Consider the following 15,861-nt stretch of genomic DNA (forward strand, 5'->3'; position numbering starts at 1 on the left):
GGGCGGCGGCGGGGATGTGCGGGTGGGTCAGCCCAGGAGGGAGACGTCGCGGACCGCGCCCTTGTCGGCGCTCGTGGCCATCGCGGCGTAGGCGCGCAGGGCCGCGGAGACCTTGCGCTCGCGGTTCTTCGGGGCGTAGACGCCGCCGAGGGCCTCGTGGCGGGCCGCCAGGGTGGCCTCGTCGACCAGGAGCTCGATGGAGCGGTTCGGGATGTCGATGCGGATCCGGTCGCCGTCCTCGACGACCGCGATGGTGCCGCCCGACGCCGCCTCCGGCGAGGCGTGGCCGATGGACAGGCCCGAGGTGCCGCCGGAGAAGCGGCCGTCCGTCACCAGGGCGCAGACCTTGCCGAGGCCGCGGCCCTTGAGGAAGGAGGTCGGGTAGAGCATCTCCTGCATGCCGGGGCCGCCGCGCGGGCCCTCGTAGCGGATGACGACGACGTCGCCCGCCTTGATCTCCTTGCGGAGGATCTTGTCGACGGCCTCGTCCTGCGACTCGCAGACGACCGCCGGACCCTCGAAGGTCCAGATCGACTCGTCGACGCCGGCCGTCTTCACGACGCAGCCGTCGACCGCGATGTTGCCCTTGAGGACCGCGAGGCCGCCGTCCTTGGAGTACGCGTGCTGCACCGAGCGGATGCAGCCGCCCTCGGCGTCGAGGTCGAGGGTCTCCCAGCGCTCGGACTGCGAGAAGGCGGTGGCGGAGCGCTTGCAGCCGGGGGCCGCGTGCCACAGCTCCATGGCGACCTCGGAGGCCGTGCCGGAACGGGCGTCCCACTCCGCCAGCCAGTCCTCCAGGTTGGTGGAGTGGACCGAGGTGACGTCCTTGTTCAGCAGTCCGCCGCGGTGCAGCTCGCCGAGGATGGCGGGGATGCCGCCGGCCCGGTGGATGTCCTCCATGTAGTACGTGCCGCCGGGCGCCACGTTCGGCGCGACCTTGGACAGGCACGGGACGCGGCGCGAGACCGCGTCGATGTCCTTGAGGTCGTAGTCCAGGCCCGCCTCCTGCGCGGCGGCCAGCAGGTGCAGGATCGTGTTCGTCGAGCCGCCCATGGCGATGTCGAGGGCCATGGCGTTCTCGAAGGCCTCGCGGGTGGCGATGGAGCGCGGCAGGACGGAGTGGTCGTCCTGCTCGTAGTGGCGCTTGGTGATCTCGACGATCGTGCGGCCGGCGTCCTCGTACAACGCGCGGCGGGCCGTGTGCGTGGCGAGGACCGAGCCGTTGCCGGGGAGGGCCAGGCCGATCGCCTCGGCGAGGCAGTTCATCGAGTTGGCCGTGAACATGCCGCTGCAGGAGCCGCACGTGGGACAGGCGTTCTCCTCGATCCGCAGGATGTCCTCGTCGGAGACGTTCTCGTTGGAGGCGTCGACCATGGCGTCGATCAGGTCGAGCTTGCGGACGGTGCCGTCGACGAGGGTGGCCTGGCCGGCCTCCATCGGGCCGCCGGAGACGAAGACGACCGGGATGTTCAGGCGCATGGCGGCCATGAGCATGCCGGGGGTGATCTTGTCGCAGTTGGAGATGCAGATCAGCGCGTCGGCGCAGTGCGCCTCGACCATGTACTCGACCGAGTCCGCGATCAGGTCGCGGGAGGGCAGGGAGTACAGCATGCCGGCGTGGCCCATGGCGATGCCGTCGTCGACCGCGATGGTGTTGAACTCGCGCGGGATCGCACCGGCCTCGCGGATGGCGTCGGAGACGATCCGGCCGACGGGTGCCAGGTGGGTGTGGCCGGGGACGAACTCGGTGAACGAGTTGGCGACCGCGATGATCGGCTTGCCGATGTCCTCGCTCGCTACGCCCGACGCACGCATAAGGGCGCGTGCGCCCGCCATGTTGCGGCCGTGGGTGACGGTGCGGGACCTCAGCTCGGGCATGCGGTTCACTCCCCATGAGTGCGGCTTTACGTACGGTCGGCCGCGACTGCGGATATGGCTCAGATACGAGGCTACGCCCACCGACCGCGATCCGGACGGGATGTCCGCATGACGGGACGGGCGGCTCATTCCTCGGTCAGGTACCGCTGCAGCGTAGGGGCTACGAGCGCCACGATGGCCTCCGGGTCCGCGGACGCGAGGGGCTCGACCTGGACGACGTAGCGCAGGATCGCGATGCCGACCATGTGGGAGGCGGCGAGTTCCGCGCGGAAGGTCGGGTCGGGGACGTCGAGATCCGCGGCGACGCGCTCCAGGACCCGCCGCAGCACCAGCCCGCGCAGCACCTTCGCGGCGGCCTCGTGCGTGAGGGCGGACCGGATCACGGCGAGCAGCGGGGCCCGGGTGACCGGGTTCTCCCAGACGCCGAGGAAGTACCGGGCCAGCCGCTCGCCGATGCCCTCGGGTCCGTCGCCGATGATCGCCGGGACCACCAGCGCGGGCTCCATGCTGACCTCGATGGCCGCGGCGAAAAGATCGTCCTTGCTGCCGAAGTAGTGGTGCACCAGCGCCGGGTCCACGCCGGCGACCTTGGCGATGCCGCGTACGGACGTCTTGTCGTACCCGCGCTCCGCGAACACCTCACGGGCGGCGAGACGGATCCGCTCCTGGGTGCCGGGGCCTTCCTCGGCCTCGTCCTGCCGGGGCCGGCCGGGCCCGCGGCGGCGTGGCTGCTGCGCCTGTGTCACGGCCGGTGCGCCTCGTTCCGCTCGGCGGTGGCGAGGTGCAGGCGGGTGAAGGCCAGCGCCTCGGCGAGGTCGGCCTCGCGCTCGGCGGAGGACATCGCGCGCCGCGTGTTGACCTCGATCACCACGTGGCCGTCGAAGGACGTCCGGGCGAGCCGCTCCAGCAGCTCGGCGCAGGGCTGCGTACCCCGTCCCGGGACCAGGTGCTCGTCCTTGGCCGATCCGTTCCCGTCGGCGAGGTGGATGTGCGCGAGCCGGTCGCCCATCCGGTCGATCATCGCGGTGGCATCGGTACGGGCGGTCGCGGTGTGCGACAGGTCGACGGTGAAGTGGCGGTAGTCGTCCTTGGTGACGTCCCACTCGGGGGCGTACGCGAGCATCTCGCGGTCGCGGTAGCGCCACGGGTACATGTTCTCCACGGCGAACCGGACGTCGGTCTCGTCCGCCATCCGCCAGATGCCGGTGACGAAGTCCCGCGCGTACTGGCGCTGCCACCGGAACGGCGGGTGCACGACGACGGTGGACGCGCCGAGCCGCTCGGCCGCCGCCCGGGCGCGCTGGAGCTTGGTCCACGGGTCGGTGGACCAGACCCGCTGGGTGATCAGGAGGCACGGCGCGTGGACGGCCAGGATCGGCACCCCGTGGTGGTCCGACAGCCTGCGCAGGGCGTCCACGTCCTGGCTGACCGGGTCCGTCCAGACCATGACCTCGACGCCGTCGTAGCCGAGGCGCGCGGCGATCTCGAAGGCGGTCGCCGTGGACTCCGGGTAGACGGAGGCGGTGGAAAGGGCGACTTTCGCGGTCGGGATGCGGACTGGTTCTGCCACGGGGACAGGGTACGGGCCCGACGCCGCACCCGGGCGGGGCGGCCCACATCCCCGGCCGGCGGGGCGCCCCCGACGCCCCCGACGCCCCCGCCCCTACGCCTCCGTCGGCAGGTGGTCCAGCCTGCGCAGGATCACGCCCTCGCGCAGCGCCCACGGACAGATCTCCAGCTCGTCCACGCCGAACAGGTCCATCGCGCCCTCCGCGACCAGCGCGCCCGCCAGGAGCTGGTTCGCCCGTCCCTCCGAGACGCCCGGGAGGGCCGAGCGCTGGGCCGTGGTCATCGCGGCCAGGCGCGGGACCCATTCCTCCAGGGACTTGCGGGTCAGGTCCCGCTGCACGTACAGGCCGTCCCCGGAGCGGGCCGCGCCCGCGATGCGGGCCAGCTGCTTGAAGGTCTTCGACGTCGCCACCACGTGGTCCGGGGCCCCGAAGCGGCTGAACTCGCGCACCGTCCGGGCGATCTCCGCCCGCACATGCCGGCGCAGCGCCCGGACGTCCAGTACGTCCGGCGGGTCGCCCGGGAGCCAGCCCGACGTGAGGCGGCCGGCGCCCAGCGGCAGCGAGACGGCCGCGTCCGGGTCCTCGTCCATGCCGTACGCGATCTCCAGCGAACCGCCGCCGATGTCCAGGACCAGCAGCTTCCCCGCGGACCAGCCGAACCACCGGCGCGCCGCCAGGAAGGTGAGCCGGGCCTCGTCCTCACCGCTCAGCACGGGCAGGTCGACGCCGGTCTCGGCCTTGACCCGCGCCAGGACCTCGTCCGCGTTCGTGGCCTCGCGCACGGCACTGGTCGCGAAGGGCAGGACGTCCTCGCACCCCTTGTCCTCGGCGGACTGCACCGCGTCCGTGATCACCGAGACGAGGCGCTCGACGCCCTCCGGGGTGACGGCGCCGCGCTCGTCGAGCAGCTCCGCCAGCCGCATCTCCACCTTGTGCGAGTGCGCCGGCTGCGGGCGCGCGCCGGGGTGCGCGTCCACCACCAGCAGATGGACCGTATTCGAACCCACATCAAGGACACCGAGTCTCATAGGGGGAAACGCTACTGCGAGGAACGCTCAGGGGTTGCGTAAGGGGCGCTTAGGCTTGGGTTTGTGCCAAATACGAAGAAGGCCAACAAGACCCGGTCGCAGAAGGACACGGGCAAGAGCACCACCAAAGGCTCCAAAGGCTCCAAAGGCGGCAGGAGCAAGGCCGTGACCGACGAGAAGGGGCTCGACTTCCCCCGGGCCTGGGTGGAGTTCCCCGACCCCGCCGACGACGAGCAGGTCTTCCGCTGCGACCTGACCTGGCTGACCTCCCGCTGGACCTGCATCTTCGGCCAGGGCTGCCAGGGCATCCAGGCGGGCCGGGCGGACGACGGCTGCTGCACGCTCGGCGCGCACTTCTCCGACGACGACGACGAGAAGCGGGTCGCACAGCACGTGGCCCGGCTGACGCCCGAGCTGTGGCAGTTCCACGACGTCGGCAGCGAGAGCGGGTGGACGCAGCACGACGACGACGGGGAGAAGCAGACCCGCCGCTGGGACGGCGCGTGCATCTTCCTGAACCGGCCGGGGTTCCCCGCCGGGGCCGGCTGCTCGCTCCACATCCTCGCGATGAAGGAGGGCCGGGAGCCGCTGGAGACCAAGCCCGACGTCTGCTGGCAGCTGCCGATCCGGCGGACGTACGACTGGATCGAGCGGCCCGACGACACCCGCGTGCTGCAGGTGTCGATCGGCGAGTACGACCGCCGCGGCTGGGGTCCCGGCGGCCACGACCTGCACTGGTGGTGTACGTCGGCCACCTCCGCGCACGGCGCCGGGGACCCGGTGTACGTGTCGTACCGCGCCGAGCTGACCGAGCTGATGGGCAAGGAGGGGTACGAGGCGCTCGCGAAGCTGTGCGAGGCGCGGCTGGCCTCGCTGCTGCCGATGGCCCCGCACCCGGCGGACCCGGCCTGACGGGCTGACCGGGCCTGCTGACCGGACCTGACCGGGCCTGACGGGCCCCCGGCCTGACCGGCCGACCCCGGTGGCCCGGTGGCCCGGTCTGACCGGCTAGCCCGTTGAAGCCGACGGCCCGGGGTCCGGGCCGGGGGAAACCGTTCCGCCTGAGCCGTCCGTCGGCGCCGGGGTCGGCGTGGGCGTCGGGTCCGGCGGCGGGATCGTCGGCTCCGTCGGGGTCGGCGTGGGCGGCTGCGTCGGATCCGGGGACGGGTCCGGTGTACCCGGCTGCGTCGGCTCCGGGGACGGCGCCGGCGTCGACGCGGGGCGGCCGCGGCCCTGGATGGAGACGACCGCACCGCTCGGGTCGACCCCGACCCGCGCCGACCATGCGCCCACCGGCTGGGCCTCGGGGTCCACTGTGATCCGCAGGGTGACCGATTCTCCAGGGGCCAGCGTGCCCGCGGTCCGGCTCGCGCGCAGCCAGGGAGCGTCGGACCAGAGCCGCCAGTCCACCGGGGCGCCGCCGGAGGCGGTGAGGGTGAGCAGGGTGAGGGAGCCGCGGGAGGACGCCGCCACGGTGAGGCGGCCGGGTGCGCCGGCGTGGTCGGGGGTCGCGGGCGGGCCGGTGCTGATCACCTCGACGGAGACGTCGGAGTCGGTGCTGCTGTGGACGAAGCCGGGGCCGCCGGTGGTCGTGGCGGTGTTCCCGGTGTTCTCGTACGCGGTCAGCGGGTGGCCGTCGGTCCGCGCGGTCGGGAGCTCGGACTCGCTCGCGGAGATGCGGGTGGTGTCCCCGCCGACGGGCTCGCCCGTGCTGGGCGCGCCGCGGTACGCCGCCCACAGCGCCAGGACGGGGGCGGCGACGACCGTGGCGACCACGGTGGTGGTCACCGCCCGGGCGCGCAGCCGGTCGCGGCGGGCCGCGCGGTCCCTGGGGTCCATCGGGAAGCCGGTGCGGTCGAAGCGCGGGCCGGGACCCCGGCCGCGGACCCGGCCGGAGCGGAGCATCGCCGCGTGGACGGCGGTGCGGGGGGCGGGTACGAGCGGGAGCGCGGCGGTGTTGATCCCGCCGGACCCGGGCCAGGGGGCGGCGGCGCCCACGCGTTCGGCGACGCGGCGGCACCGGGGGCAGTCGTCGACGTGGCGGACGAGCTCGGCGCGCAGGGTACTGGACAGCAGCACGTTGCCGTCACCGCCGTCGCCGTCGTCGTCCCCGGTGAGCCGGGAGACGGTGGGGCAGCTGCCGGTCTCCACGACGGCCAGGGCGGTGCGGGTGCGCTCCACCTCGCAGGCGGCGCCGGACAGGAGCTCCCGGGCGGCGGCCTGCGGGGTGCCGAGGACGGAAGCGAGTTCGGGGACGCCGAGGCGGTGGCGGACGGCCAGTTCGAGGGCCTCGCGCTGCTCGGGCGTGGTCCCGGCGGCCTCCGGCCAGGCGAGCCGGGCCAGCTCGGTACGGCGGTAGGCGCTCACGTCAAGGAGCCGATGGGCGTCCGGGGCGCCGTCGGGGTCGCTGTCGGTACCCGGCGCACGGCCGCGCCCGGTGTGCTCCGGCGCACGCCGGGCGGAATGCGCGCCCTGCCGGGCGCGCCGCTGCTCCCCCAGCCGGCGCAGGCAGCCCCAGCGGGCGAGTGCGTAGAGCCAGGCCCGCCGGTCCCCCTCGTCGGGACAGCGGCCGGGATGCCGCTCGGCCACGGCGAGGACGTCGCCGAGCACGTCGGTCGCGGTGTCGTGGTCGCACAGGACCGACAGGCAGTACGTGAACAGACCGTCCAGGTAAGGCTCGTGCCGGAACGGGGGCGGCTGCTCCCGCTCGCAGGTCGTGCGCCCGTGCGCCCGGTGTGCGCCGGTGTGCGCTGAGGAGTGTGCCTGGTTGCTGCTGTTCACCTGGCGACCGTAGGCGGCGCGCCGGTGACGCCCTGGAAGCCTTCACCACTTTTAGCCCTGATGGGTGAACAGATCGGTGATGCGCTGACGAAGGCCCTGACGCGGCGGGCCCACGGTCGGCCCGGTCGGCCCACGACCGCCTCCGCCGGCGGTACCGCGGCCCGTCCTGTCGGTGCGGGCGGCTACGGTGAACGGCATGGCTGCCCGCACTGCTCGTTCATCCGCCAAGGACCGGCCGTCCTACCGCTGTACCGAGTGCGGCTGGACCACCGCGAAGTGGCTCGGCCGCTGTCCCGAGTGCCAGGCCTGGGGCACCGTCGAGGAGATGGGCGCGCCCGCCGTGCGGACCACCGCCGCCGGCCGGGTCTCGACGGCCGCGGTGCCGATCGGTCAGGTCGACGGACGGACGGCGACCGCGCGCAGCACCGGCGTGGACGAGCTGGACCGCGTCCTCGGCGGCGGGCTCGTGCCCGGCGCCGTGGTGCTGCTCGCCGGCGAGCCCGGCGTCGGGAAGTCGACCCTGCTGCTGGACGTGGCGGCCAAGGCCTCCAGCGACGAGCACCGCACGCTGTACGTCACGGGCGAGGAGTCGGCGAGCCAGGTCCGGCTGCGCGCCGACCGCATCAAGGCGCTGAGCGACCACCTCTACCTCGCGGCCGAGACGGACCTGTCGGCCGTGCTCGGGCACCTGGACGCGGTGAAGCCCTCCCTCCTCATCCTGGACTCCGTACAGACCATCGCCTCGCCCGAGATCGACGGCGCGCCCGGCGGCATGGCCCAGGTGCGCGAGGTGGCCGGGGCCCTGATCCGGGCCTCCAAGGAACGCGGGATGTCCACCCTCCTCGTCGGCCACGTGACCAAGGACGGGGCGATCGCCGGGCCCCGGCTGCTGGAGCACCTCGTCGACGTGGTGCTGAGCTTCGAGGGCGACCGGCACGCGCGGCTGCGGCTCGTGCGCGGCATCAAGAACCGGTACGGGGCCACCGACGAGGTGGGCTGCTTCGAACTGCACGACGAGGGGATCACCGGGCTCGCCGACCCGAGCGGGCTGTTCCTGACGCGGCGCGCCGAGGCCGTTCCCGGGACCTGCCTGACCGTGACCCTGGAGGGGAAGCGTCCGCTGGTCGCCGAGGTGCAGGCGCTGACGGTGGACTCGCAGATCCCCTCCCCCCGGCGCACGACCTCCGGCCTGGAGACCTCGCGCGTCTCGATGATGCTGGCGGTGCTGGAGCAGCGCGGCCGGATCACCGCGCTCGGCAAGCGCGACATCTACAGCGCCACGGTGGGCGGGGTGAAGCTCACCGAGCCCGCCGCCGACCTGGCGATCGCGCTCGCCCTGGCCTCCGCCGCCAGCGACGTCCCGCTCCCGAAGAACCTCGTGGCCATCGGCGAGGTCGGCCTGGCCGGCGAGGTGCGGCGGGTGACCGGCGTACAGCGGCGGCTCGCGGAGGCGCACCGGCTCGGCTTCACGCACGCCCTGGTGCCGTCGGATCCGGGCAAGGTGCCGGCCGGGATGAAGGTCGTGGAGGTCGCCGACATGGGTGACGCCCTGCGGGTGCTGCCGCGCGGCCGGTCCCGTACGCCGGCCAAGGAGCGGGCGGCCGAGTAGCGGGCGGATCCCCTGGTCAGGGGGTCCGTACGGGGCCCCGCGGGGCGGACCTGGCCAAGCAACGGCGGGGCCGCAGCGCGCGCCGGTAGACTTCGGGATGGTCCGCCCGGCCGTACGCAGGCGGCGCAACCCGCGACCCGAGGAGTGCAGTGGCAGCCAAGGACGGGGCAGCAGCATCCGGCAAGTCGGGCGCGAGCTCCAAGCAGGAGGCCATGATGCGCGCCTCGCTGAGTGCGGTCGCGCCTGGTCAGCCGCTGCGTGACGGCTTGGAGCGGATCGTCCGCGGCAACACCGGCGGGCTCATCGTCCTCGGCATGGACAAGTCCGTCGAGGCCATGTGCACCGGCGGTTTCGTCCTGGACGTGGAGTTCACCGCGACCCGGCTGCGCGAGCTGTGCAAGCTCGACGGCGCGCTCATCATCGACAAGGACATCACCAAGATCCTGCGGGCCGGCGTGCAGCTGGTGCCGGACGCGTCGATCCACACCGAGGAGACGGGCACGCGGCACCGCACGGCGGACCGCGTCTCGAAGCAGTGCGGCTTCCCGGTGGTGTCGGTGTCGCAGTCCATGCGGCTGATCGCGCTGTACGTGGACGGGGAGCGGCGGGTCTTGGAGGAGTCCGGGGCGATCCTGTCGCGGGCGAACCAGGCACTGGCCACGCTGGAGCGGTACAAGCTGCGCCTCGACGAGGTCGCGGGCACGCTGTCGGCGCTGGAGATCGAGGACCTGGTCACGGTCCGCGACGTGACGGCGGTGGCGCAGCGGCTGGAAATGGTCCGCCGGATCGCGACCGAGATCGCCGAGTACGTGGTCGAACTGGGCACGGACGGGCGACTGCTGTCGCTGCAGCTGGACGAGCTGACGGTCGGGATCGAGCAGGAGCGGGAGCTGGTCATCCGGGACTACGTGCCGGAGCCGACGGCGAAGCGTTCCCGCACGGTGGACGAGGCCTTGGCCGAGCTGGACGCGCTGACGCATCCGGAGCTGCTGGAACTGGCGATCGTGGCGAAGGCGCTGGGGTACACGGGGTCGCCCGAGACCCTGGACTCGGCGGTGTCGCCGCGCGGGTACCGCCTGCTGGCGAAGGTGCCGAGGCTGCCGGGCGCGATCATCGAGCGGCTCGTGGAGCACTTCGGCGGGCTGCAGAAGCTGCTCGCCGCGAGCGTCGACGACCTGCAGACGGTGGATGGTGTGGGCGAGGCCCGGGCGCGCAGTGTCCGCGAGGGGCTGTCGCGCCTGGCGGAGTCCTCGATCCTCGAGCGGTACGTCTAGCCCGCGGCGCCCGACGGTTCTGCGGCTTGCGCGCCGCTGCCGGGGCTCCGCCCCGGAACACGCGCCTCAAACGCCGGCGAGGCCGAATATCTCAGCCCCGTCGGCGTTTGAGGCGCGTGTTCCGTCAGTCCTGCTTGAGGACGAACGAGGTGCGGGCGACCGGCATGCCGGGGGCCTTGACCTCGACCACGTACGTGTCGGGCGCCGCGGACCCCGCCGGAGGCGTCTGGCACTGGTCGGCCGCGCTGAACCGGCGGTCCCAGTCCAGCGCGTGCTTCGTCTCGCCCTGTGCGGGGAGGCGGAAGAAGGTGTTGCCCGCGCCCGTCGGGCAGTCCGCCGAGGACCACACCGCCTTGCTGCTGCTCGCCTGGAGGATGGTCAGGACCGCCTGCTTCGGGCCGAGGTCGACCTTGCAGGTGGTTCCGGAGATGTTGCGGGCGACCAGTTCGAGGCGGGGCTTCTCGTTCGCCTCGTACTCGTTCTTCGCGCTCTTGACCTCCCACTGCAGCGCACCCGGCGCGCACGTGGGGAGCGGGGAGTCCGCCGGGACCTGCGCGGGGCCGCCCGCGGCGCCGCCGGAGCCGCCGTCCGAGCCCGTGCCGCCGCCCGTGCCGCCGCCCGGTTCGCCGCCCGGTTCGCCGTTCTTGCCTGCGTCGCCCGTGGCGGCTCCGCCCTCGGACCCGGCGCTTCCGCCGCCGCCCGACTCCGTGCGCCCGCCGGGGGCGGCACTGATCGCCGGGCCGGTGCCGGCCGGACCCGGGGTGATCGAGGAGACGGGATCGGGGCCGCTCTGGCCCTTTCCGTTCGTACTCGTCCTCCCCCCGCCGGAACTGACGGTCCATACGGCGAGGAGTGCGAGGAGCGCGACGACGGACGCCAGCACAGCCCTCCGTCGCCAGTAGATGGAGGAGGGGAGCGGCCCGACCGGATTGCGCAGAGATCCCACGGACGGAACTTTACGAGAGTTCGCGGCCCGATCACCGCCCCACATGCCGCGCAAGAGACTCGATTTGCCGATGATCATCCCGCGGGCGCAATCAGGACGTCGAGATCCGGCCACACGTCACCGCCATACGGGTGAGCGAAGCCCGCGCGGTTGTCCGGTTCACCGGTCCGGGCCCCGCGCGGGAAGCCCGAAACGTGCCAGGATGCCGTCTGTCATGACTGCATCCCCCGCTTCCGCCACCGCCGTGTCCCCCGACCCCTCGCACGCGCTGCACTCCCCCGTCATCGCGTGGTTCGAAGAGCACGCCCGCGACCTGCCCTGGCGCCGCCCCGAGGCCGGCCCCTGGGGCGTCATGGTCAGCGAGTTCATGCTCCAGCAGACCCCCGTCAGCCGGGTCCAGCCGGTGTACGAGCAGTGGCTCGCCCGGTGGCCCCGCCCCGCGGACCTGGCCGCCGAGGCCCCCGGCGAGGCCGTACGGGCCTGGGGCCGGCTCGGCTACCCGCGGCGGGCCCTGCGGCTGCACGGCGCGGCCGTCGCGATAACGGAGCGGCACGGGGGCGACGTACCGCGGGAGCACGCACAGCTGCTCGCACTGCCCGGGATCGGCGAGTACACCGCGGCCGCCGTGGCCTCCTTCGCGTACGGGCAGCGGCACGCCGTCCTCGACACCAACGTCCGGCGGGTCTTCGCGCGCACCGCCACCGGCGTCGAGTACCCGCCGAACGCGACCACCGCCGCCGAGCGGCGCCTGGCCCGGGCCCTGCTGCCCGAGGACGAGGACACCGCGGCGCGCTGGGCGGCGGCCTCGATGGAGCTCGGCGCGCTGGTGTGCACCGCCAAGAGCCCCGACTGCGTCCGCTGCCCGGTGGCCGGGCTGTGCGCGTGGCGCCTCGCCGGGAAGCCGCCGCACGAGGGACCGCCGCGGCGCGGGCAGACGTACGCCGGGACCGACCGGCAGGTGCGCGGCAAGCTCCTGGCCGTGCTGCGCGAGGCGGTGGGCGCCGTTCCGCAGGCCGTGCTCGACACGGTCTGGGACGAGCCGGTGCAACGGGCCCGCGCGCTGGACGGGCTGGTCTCCGACGGCCTGGTGGAACCCCTCGACGGAGGCCTCTACCGGCTCCCGCAGACCTGACCGCGGACGGCCGGGCGCCGGCCGGGCGACTGCCCCCGGACGACTACCCCCGGCGACGGCCCGGCGACCGCGCGGAGCCGGTGCGCACCCTCAGGGAGCGGGCTTGAGGGTGACTTGAGGATTCCGCTTCTGGCCGGGAAATCCCAGCTCACGGCGCTGTTACACAACCTATGGGTGTCCGTGCTCCCACCGAAGGCTGGCCCGCACAGGCCCGTGACAACCCCTCCGTACCTTCAGATCCGTAAGGCAGCAGGACAACGGGGTGGCACGGAACGGAGGCGGTCTGAGATGGCGCACGGAGAGGTACTCGCATTCGAGGAGTACGTACGCACTCGGCAGGACGCGCTGCTGCGCAGCGCCCGGCGCCTGGTCCCCGACCCGACCGACGCCCAGGACCTCCTGCAGACCGCGCTCGTACGCACCTACGGCCGCTGGGACGGCATCGCCGACAAGTCCCTGGCCGACGCCTACCTCCGCCGCGTCATGATCAACACCCGGACCGAGTGGTGGCGCGCCCGCAAGCTCGAAGAGGTCCCCACCGAGCAGCTTCCCGACGCCTCCGTCGAGGACGGCTCCGACCAGCGCGCCGACCGCGCCCTGCTCATGGACATCCTCAAGGTGCTCGCGCCCAAGCAGCGCAGTGTGGTCGTGCTGCGACACTGGGAGCAGATGAGCACCGAGGAGACGGCCGCGGCGCTCGGAATGTCGGCGGGAACCGTGAAGAGCACCCTGCACCGCGCACTGGCCCGCCTCCGGCAGGAGCTGGAGAGCCGGGACCTCGACATGCGCGCGCTGGAACGCGGTGACCACACCATGCAGTACGAGGGGCGTGAGCGGTGCGCGGCCTGAACGGCCAAGGTCTGACCGGTAGTTCTCTGGTCCTGGTGTCGGCGGGGACGGTCGTCCTCGTCGGCACAGCCGTGTTCGCGGTCGGGTGCGCGACCGGCGGCACCGGCCTGCGCGACGGCGGCCCGGCCCGCACCGAGGCCGTGTCCAAGGCCGCGCCCACCGGCCCCTCCCCCGACGACTCCCCGTCGGGCTCCGCCTCCGCGTCCGGCCGGCCGCTCAAGAAGGTGGACCCCGTCGCGCTGATCATGGGCGACCCCAAGGTCAGTCTCGACATCAAGCGGGAACTCAAGCCCTGCACGGGCAAGGAGTACCCCGTGGACGTGAGCTACGGGAAGGTCACCGGCAGCCCCGTCGTCGACATCGTGGTCAACGTCCTGTCCTGTGCCGATGCCCTGGGCCGCGGGTCCTACGTGTATCGCGCGGACGGCGGGAAGTACGAGAATGTGTTCTCGGACGAACAGCCACCCGTCTACGCGGAGATCGACCGGGGCGACCTGGTGGTCACGAAGCAGGTCTACGGAAAGAGCGACGCGCTCGCCTATCCGTCGGGCGAGGACGTGATCACGTACCGCTGGGACGGGGAGAGGTTCACCGAGCAGGACCGAGTCCACTCGGAGTACAGCAACGTGGTCGACGGCGGTCCCCTGCCCGCCCCGGCCACGAGTCAGAAGAACTGAGCACAGAAGAACCGAGGCGAGGCTTCCGCATGGCCGAGACCCATGTCCTGTTCGTGGAGGACGACGACGTCATCCGTGAGGCCACGACCCTGGCGCTGGAACGCGACGGATTCGTCGTCACGGCCATGCCCGACGGCCTGTCCGGCCTGGAGTCCTTCCGCGCCGACCGGCCCGACATCGCCCTGCTCGACGTGATGGTCCCGGGCATGGACGGCGTCAGCCTGTGCCGCCGCATCCGCGACGAGTCCACCGTCCCCGTGATCATGCTGTCGGCGCGCGCCGACTCCATCGACGTGGTGCTGGGCCTGGAGGCGGGCGCCGACGACTACGTCACCAAGCCCTTCGACGGGTCCGTGCTCGTCGCCCGGATCCGCGCCGTGCTGCGCCGCTTCGACCACTCCGGCGGCCCGCAGAACGGCGGCCCCGGCAGCCAGGACGACGGTCCGGACGGGGAGCGCGGGGTGCTCTCCTTCGGCGACCTGGAGGTCGACACCGAGGGCATGGAGGTGCGCAAGGCGGGCGCCGCCGTGGCCCTGACGCCGACCGAGATGCGGCTGCTACTGGAGTTCTCCTCCGCGCCCGGCACCGTACTGTCGCGCGACCGCCTGCTGGAGCGGGTCTGGGACTACGACTGGGGCGGCGACACCCGGGTCGTCGACGTCCACGTCCAGCGGCTGCGCACCAAGATCGGACAGGACCGGATCGAGACGGTCCGGGGCTTCGGATACAAGCTCAAAGCATGAGACGGTTCACCCTCCGCACGGGGATCCGGTGGAAGATCACGCTCGCCATCGCCGCCGTGGGCGCCCTCGTCACGATCGCGCTGAGCCTGGTGGTGCACAGTGCTGCCCGCGTCTCGATGCTGGAGAGCGCCCGCCAAGTGCAGCTGGAGCGGGTGCAGTTCATCTCCCGCAATGCCGAGGCCGGCCGCAAGCCGCCCATGGGCGCCAAGCTCAACGATCCCGAACTGCCCTCCGAGCTGCGGCACAAGGCGCAGTCGGGCCGTCGCGGAACCTACGTCCAGGAGCGGCCGAACGGGGCGCTGCCCGAGGTGTGGGCCGCCGTACCCCTCGGGAACGGGCAGGTGGTGTCGCTGCACACGCCGTTCCGGGAGAGCACCGATCTGCTCCCCGACCTGGACCGGGCGCTGGTCACCGGCGGCCTCGCCTCCGTGATCGGCGGTTCGGCGCTCGGCGTGCTCATCGGCGGGCAGATCTCCAGCAGGCTGCGCAAGGCCGCGGCCGCCTCGCAGCGGGTGGCGCACGGTGATCCCGACGTACGCGTCCGGGACGCGGTCGGTGGCGTCGTCCGCGACGAGACGGACGACCTCGCGCGGGCCGTGGACGCCATGGCCGACGCCCTCCAGCAGCGGCTGGAGGCCGAGCGGCGGGTGACCGCGGACATCGCGCACGAGCTGCGGACACCGGTGACGGGCCTGCTCACCGCGGCGGAACTGCTGCCCCCGGGGCGGCCGACCGAGCTGGTGCGGGACCGGGCGCAGGCGCTGCGCGCCCTGGTCGAGGACGTACTGGAGGTGGCCCGGCTGGACAGCGCGTCGGAGCGGGCGGAGCTGCAGGACGTGGCGCTGGGCGAGTTCGTGAGCCGGCGGGTGACGTCGCTGATGCCCGAGGCGACCGTACGGGTCGTGGCGGACGAGATCGTCAGCACCGACCCGCGGCGCCTGGAGCGGATCCTGGGAAACCTGCTGGCCAATGCCGCGCGGTACGGGAAGCCGCCGGTCCAGGTCGACGTCGAGGGCCGGGTCGTACGGGTCCGGGACCACGGTCCGGGCTTCCCGGAGGCGCTGCTGCGCGAGGGGCCGAGCCGGTTCCGGACCGGGTCGACGGACCGCGCGGGCGTGGGTCACGGGCTGGGGCTGACCATCGCGGAGGGCCAGGCGCGGGTGCTGGGCGCCCGGCTGACCTTCCGCAACGTGGCGGCTCCGGGCGGCGTGGAGCGCCAGGGTGCGGCGGCGGGCGCGGTGGCGGTGCTGTGGCTGCCGGAGCACGCGCCGACGGCGACGGGCAGCTTCCCGGTCCTCAAACTGCCGCAGGGCTGAACCGGGCGGGTCTGGCCGGGTCGGCCCCGCAGGGCCGCAGAAGTGCGCGGCGTACCG

Annotated in this window: 14 protein-coding genes; 8 read left to right on the forward strand and 6 right to left on the reverse strand. The window is 73.2% G+C overall.

Going from position 1 to position 15,861, the window contains the following annotated elements:
* Window positions 1-27: 27 nt before the first annotated feature.
* The 4 genes from ilvD to OG534_RS15835 all read right to left on the reverse strand — a co-directional run bounded on the left by ilvD (window position 28) and on the right by OG534_RS15835 (window position 4,477).
* Entirely contained in the window at window positions 28-1,878 is a 1,851-nt protein-coding gene (gene ilvD, locus OG534_RS15820) for a dihydroxy-acid dehydratase (protein WP_326588702.1), read from the reverse strand.
* A gap of 125 nt (window positions 1,879-2,003) precedes the next feature.
* Complete coding sequence (locus OG534_RS15825; protein WP_326588703.1) at window positions 2,004-2,624, reverse strand: TetR/AcrR family transcriptional regulator; 621 nt, start codon at window positions 2,622-2,624, stop codon at window positions 2,004-2,006.
* Window positions 2,621-3,448 carry a sugar phosphate isomerase/epimerase family protein gene (locus OG534_RS15830; RefSeq protein WP_326588704.1) on the reverse strand — a complete coding sequence of 276 codons (828 nt, stop codon included), beginning with the start codon at window positions 3,446-3,448 and terminating at the stop codon, window positions 2,621-2,623. The genes OG534_RS15825 and OG534_RS15830 overlap by 4 nt, the downstream gene beginning before the upstream one ends.
* A gap of 93 nt (window positions 3,449-3,541) precedes the next feature.
* Entirely contained in the window at window positions 3,542-4,477 is a 936-nt protein-coding gene (locus OG534_RS15835; RefSeq protein ID WP_326588705.1) for a Ppx/GppA phosphatase family protein, read from the reverse strand.
* A gap of 165 nt (window positions 4,478-4,642) precedes the next feature.
* On the opposite strand from OG534_RS15835, the gene OG534_RS15840 reads away from it, so the two are divergent.
* A complete protein-coding gene (locus OG534_RS15840; protein ID WP_398566160.1) occupies window positions 4,643-5,389 on the forward strand; it encodes a hypothetical protein in 747 nt (248 codons plus the stop codon).
* Between the two features lie 96 nt (window positions 5,390-5,485).
* Here the strand turns inward: OG534_RS15840 and OG534_RS15845 are convergent, their stop codons facing one another.
* Window positions 5,486-7,258, reverse strand: a complete 1,773-nt coding sequence (locus OG534_RS15845; RefSeq protein WP_326588707.1) for a BACON domain-containing protein — start codon at window positions 7,256-7,258, stop codon at window positions 5,486-5,488.
* A gap of 196 nt (window positions 7,259-7,454) precedes the next feature.
* On the opposite strand from OG534_RS15845, the gene radA reads away from it, so the two are divergent.
* Together radA and disA are read left to right on the forward strand one after the other, a co-directional pair.
* The gene (gene radA / locus OG534_RS15850) at window positions 7,455-8,867 is read left to right on the forward strand and encodes a DNA repair protein RadA (protein ID WP_326588708.1); all 1,413 of its coding nucleotides are present in this window, start codon (window positions 7,455-7,457) and stop codon (window positions 8,865-8,867) included.
* A 149-nt stretch (window positions 8,868-9,016) separates the two neighbouring features.
* Entirely contained in the window at window positions 9,017-10,141 is a 1,125-nt protein-coding gene (gene disA / locus OG534_RS15855; protein WP_326588709.1) for a DNA integrity scanning diadenylate cyclase DisA, read from the forward strand.
* A gap of 124 nt (window positions 10,142-10,265) precedes the next feature.
* Here disA and OG534_RS15860 read toward each other — a convergent pair whose 3' ends face one another.
* The gene (locus tag OG534_RS15860; protein WP_326588710.1) at window positions 10,266-11,087 is read right to left on the reverse strand and encodes a hypothetical protein; all 822 of its coding nucleotides are present in this window, start codon (window positions 11,085-11,087) and stop codon (window positions 10,266-10,268) included.
* A gap of 214 nt (window positions 11,088-11,301) precedes the next feature.
* Between OG534_RS15860 and OG534_RS15865 the strand changes: the two genes are divergently transcribed.
* The 5 genes from OG534_RS15865 to cseC all read left to right on the forward strand — a co-directional run bounded on the left by OG534_RS15865 (window position 11,302) and on the right by cseC (window position 15,804).
* A complete protein-coding gene (locus OG534_RS15865; protein WP_326588711.1) occupies window positions 11,302-12,219 on the forward strand; it encodes an A/G-specific adenine glycosylase in 918 nt (305 codons plus the stop codon).
* Between the two features lie 288 nt (window positions 12,220-12,507).
* A complete protein-coding gene (locus tag OG534_RS15870; RefSeq protein ID WP_326588712.1) occupies window positions 12,508-13,068 on the forward strand; it encodes a SigE family RNA polymerase sigma factor in 561 nt (186 codons plus the stop codon).
* On the forward strand, window positions 13,056-13,745 hold the full coding sequence (locus OG534_RS15875) for a hypothetical protein (RefSeq protein ID WP_398566148.1): 690 nt from the start codon (window positions 13,056-13,058) through the stop codon (window positions 13,743-13,745). Before OG534_RS15870 ends, OG534_RS15875 begins: the two co-directional genes overlap by 13 nt.
* A 29-nt stretch (window positions 13,746-13,774) precedes the next feature.
* Entirely contained in the window at window positions 13,775-14,488 is a 714-nt protein-coding gene (cseB, locus tag OG534_RS15880; protein ID WP_326588713.1) for a two-component system response regulator CseB, read from the forward strand.
* The gene (gene cseC, locus OG534_RS15885) at window positions 14,485-15,804 is read left to right on the forward strand and encodes a two-component system sensor histidine kinase CseC (RefSeq protein ID WP_326588714.1); all 1,320 of its coding nucleotides are present in this window, start codon (window positions 14,485-14,487) and stop codon (window positions 15,802-15,804) included. The genes cseB and cseC overlap by 4 nt, the downstream gene beginning before the upstream one ends.
* The last annotated feature ends 57 nt before the right edge of the window (window positions 15,805-15,861 follow it).

Origin of the sequence: Streptomyces sp. NBC_01294 (assembly GCF_035917235.1) — a bacterium.
GTDB classification, from domain to species: domain Bacteria; phylum Actinomycetota; class Actinomycetes; order Streptomycetales; family Streptomycetaceae; genus Streptomyces; species Streptomyces caledonius.

Excerpts from the sequence above, each read along its gene's own strand:
- OG534_RS15870 (WP_326588712.1), top strand. The coding sequence starts at position 12,508 with ATGGCGCACGGAGAGGTACTCGCATTCGAGGAGTACGTACGCACTCGG.
- ilvD (WP_326588702.1), bottom strand. The coding sequence starts at position 1,878 with ATGCCCGAGCTGAGGTCCCGCACCGTCACCCACGGCCGCAACATGGCG.
- OG534_RS15835 (WP_326588705.1), bottom strand. The coding sequence starts at position 4,477 with ATGAGACTCGGTGTCCTTGATGTGGGTTCGAATACGGTCCATCTGCTG.
- radA (WP_326588708.1), top strand. The coding sequence starts at position 7,455 with ATGGCTGCCCGCACTGCTCGTTCATCCGCCAAGGACCGGCCGTCCTAC.
- cseB (WP_326588713.1), top strand. The coding sequence starts at position 13,775 with ATGGCCGAGACCCATGTCCTGTTCGTGGAGGACGACGACGTCATCCGT.
- cseC (WP_326588714.1), top strand. The coding sequence starts at position 14,485 with ATGAGACGGTTCACCCTCCGCACGGGGATCCGGTGGAAGATCACGCTC.
- OG534_RS15865 (WP_326588711.1), top strand. The coding sequence starts at position 11,302 with ATGACTGCATCCCCCGCTTCCGCCACCGCCGTGTCCCCCGACCCCTCG.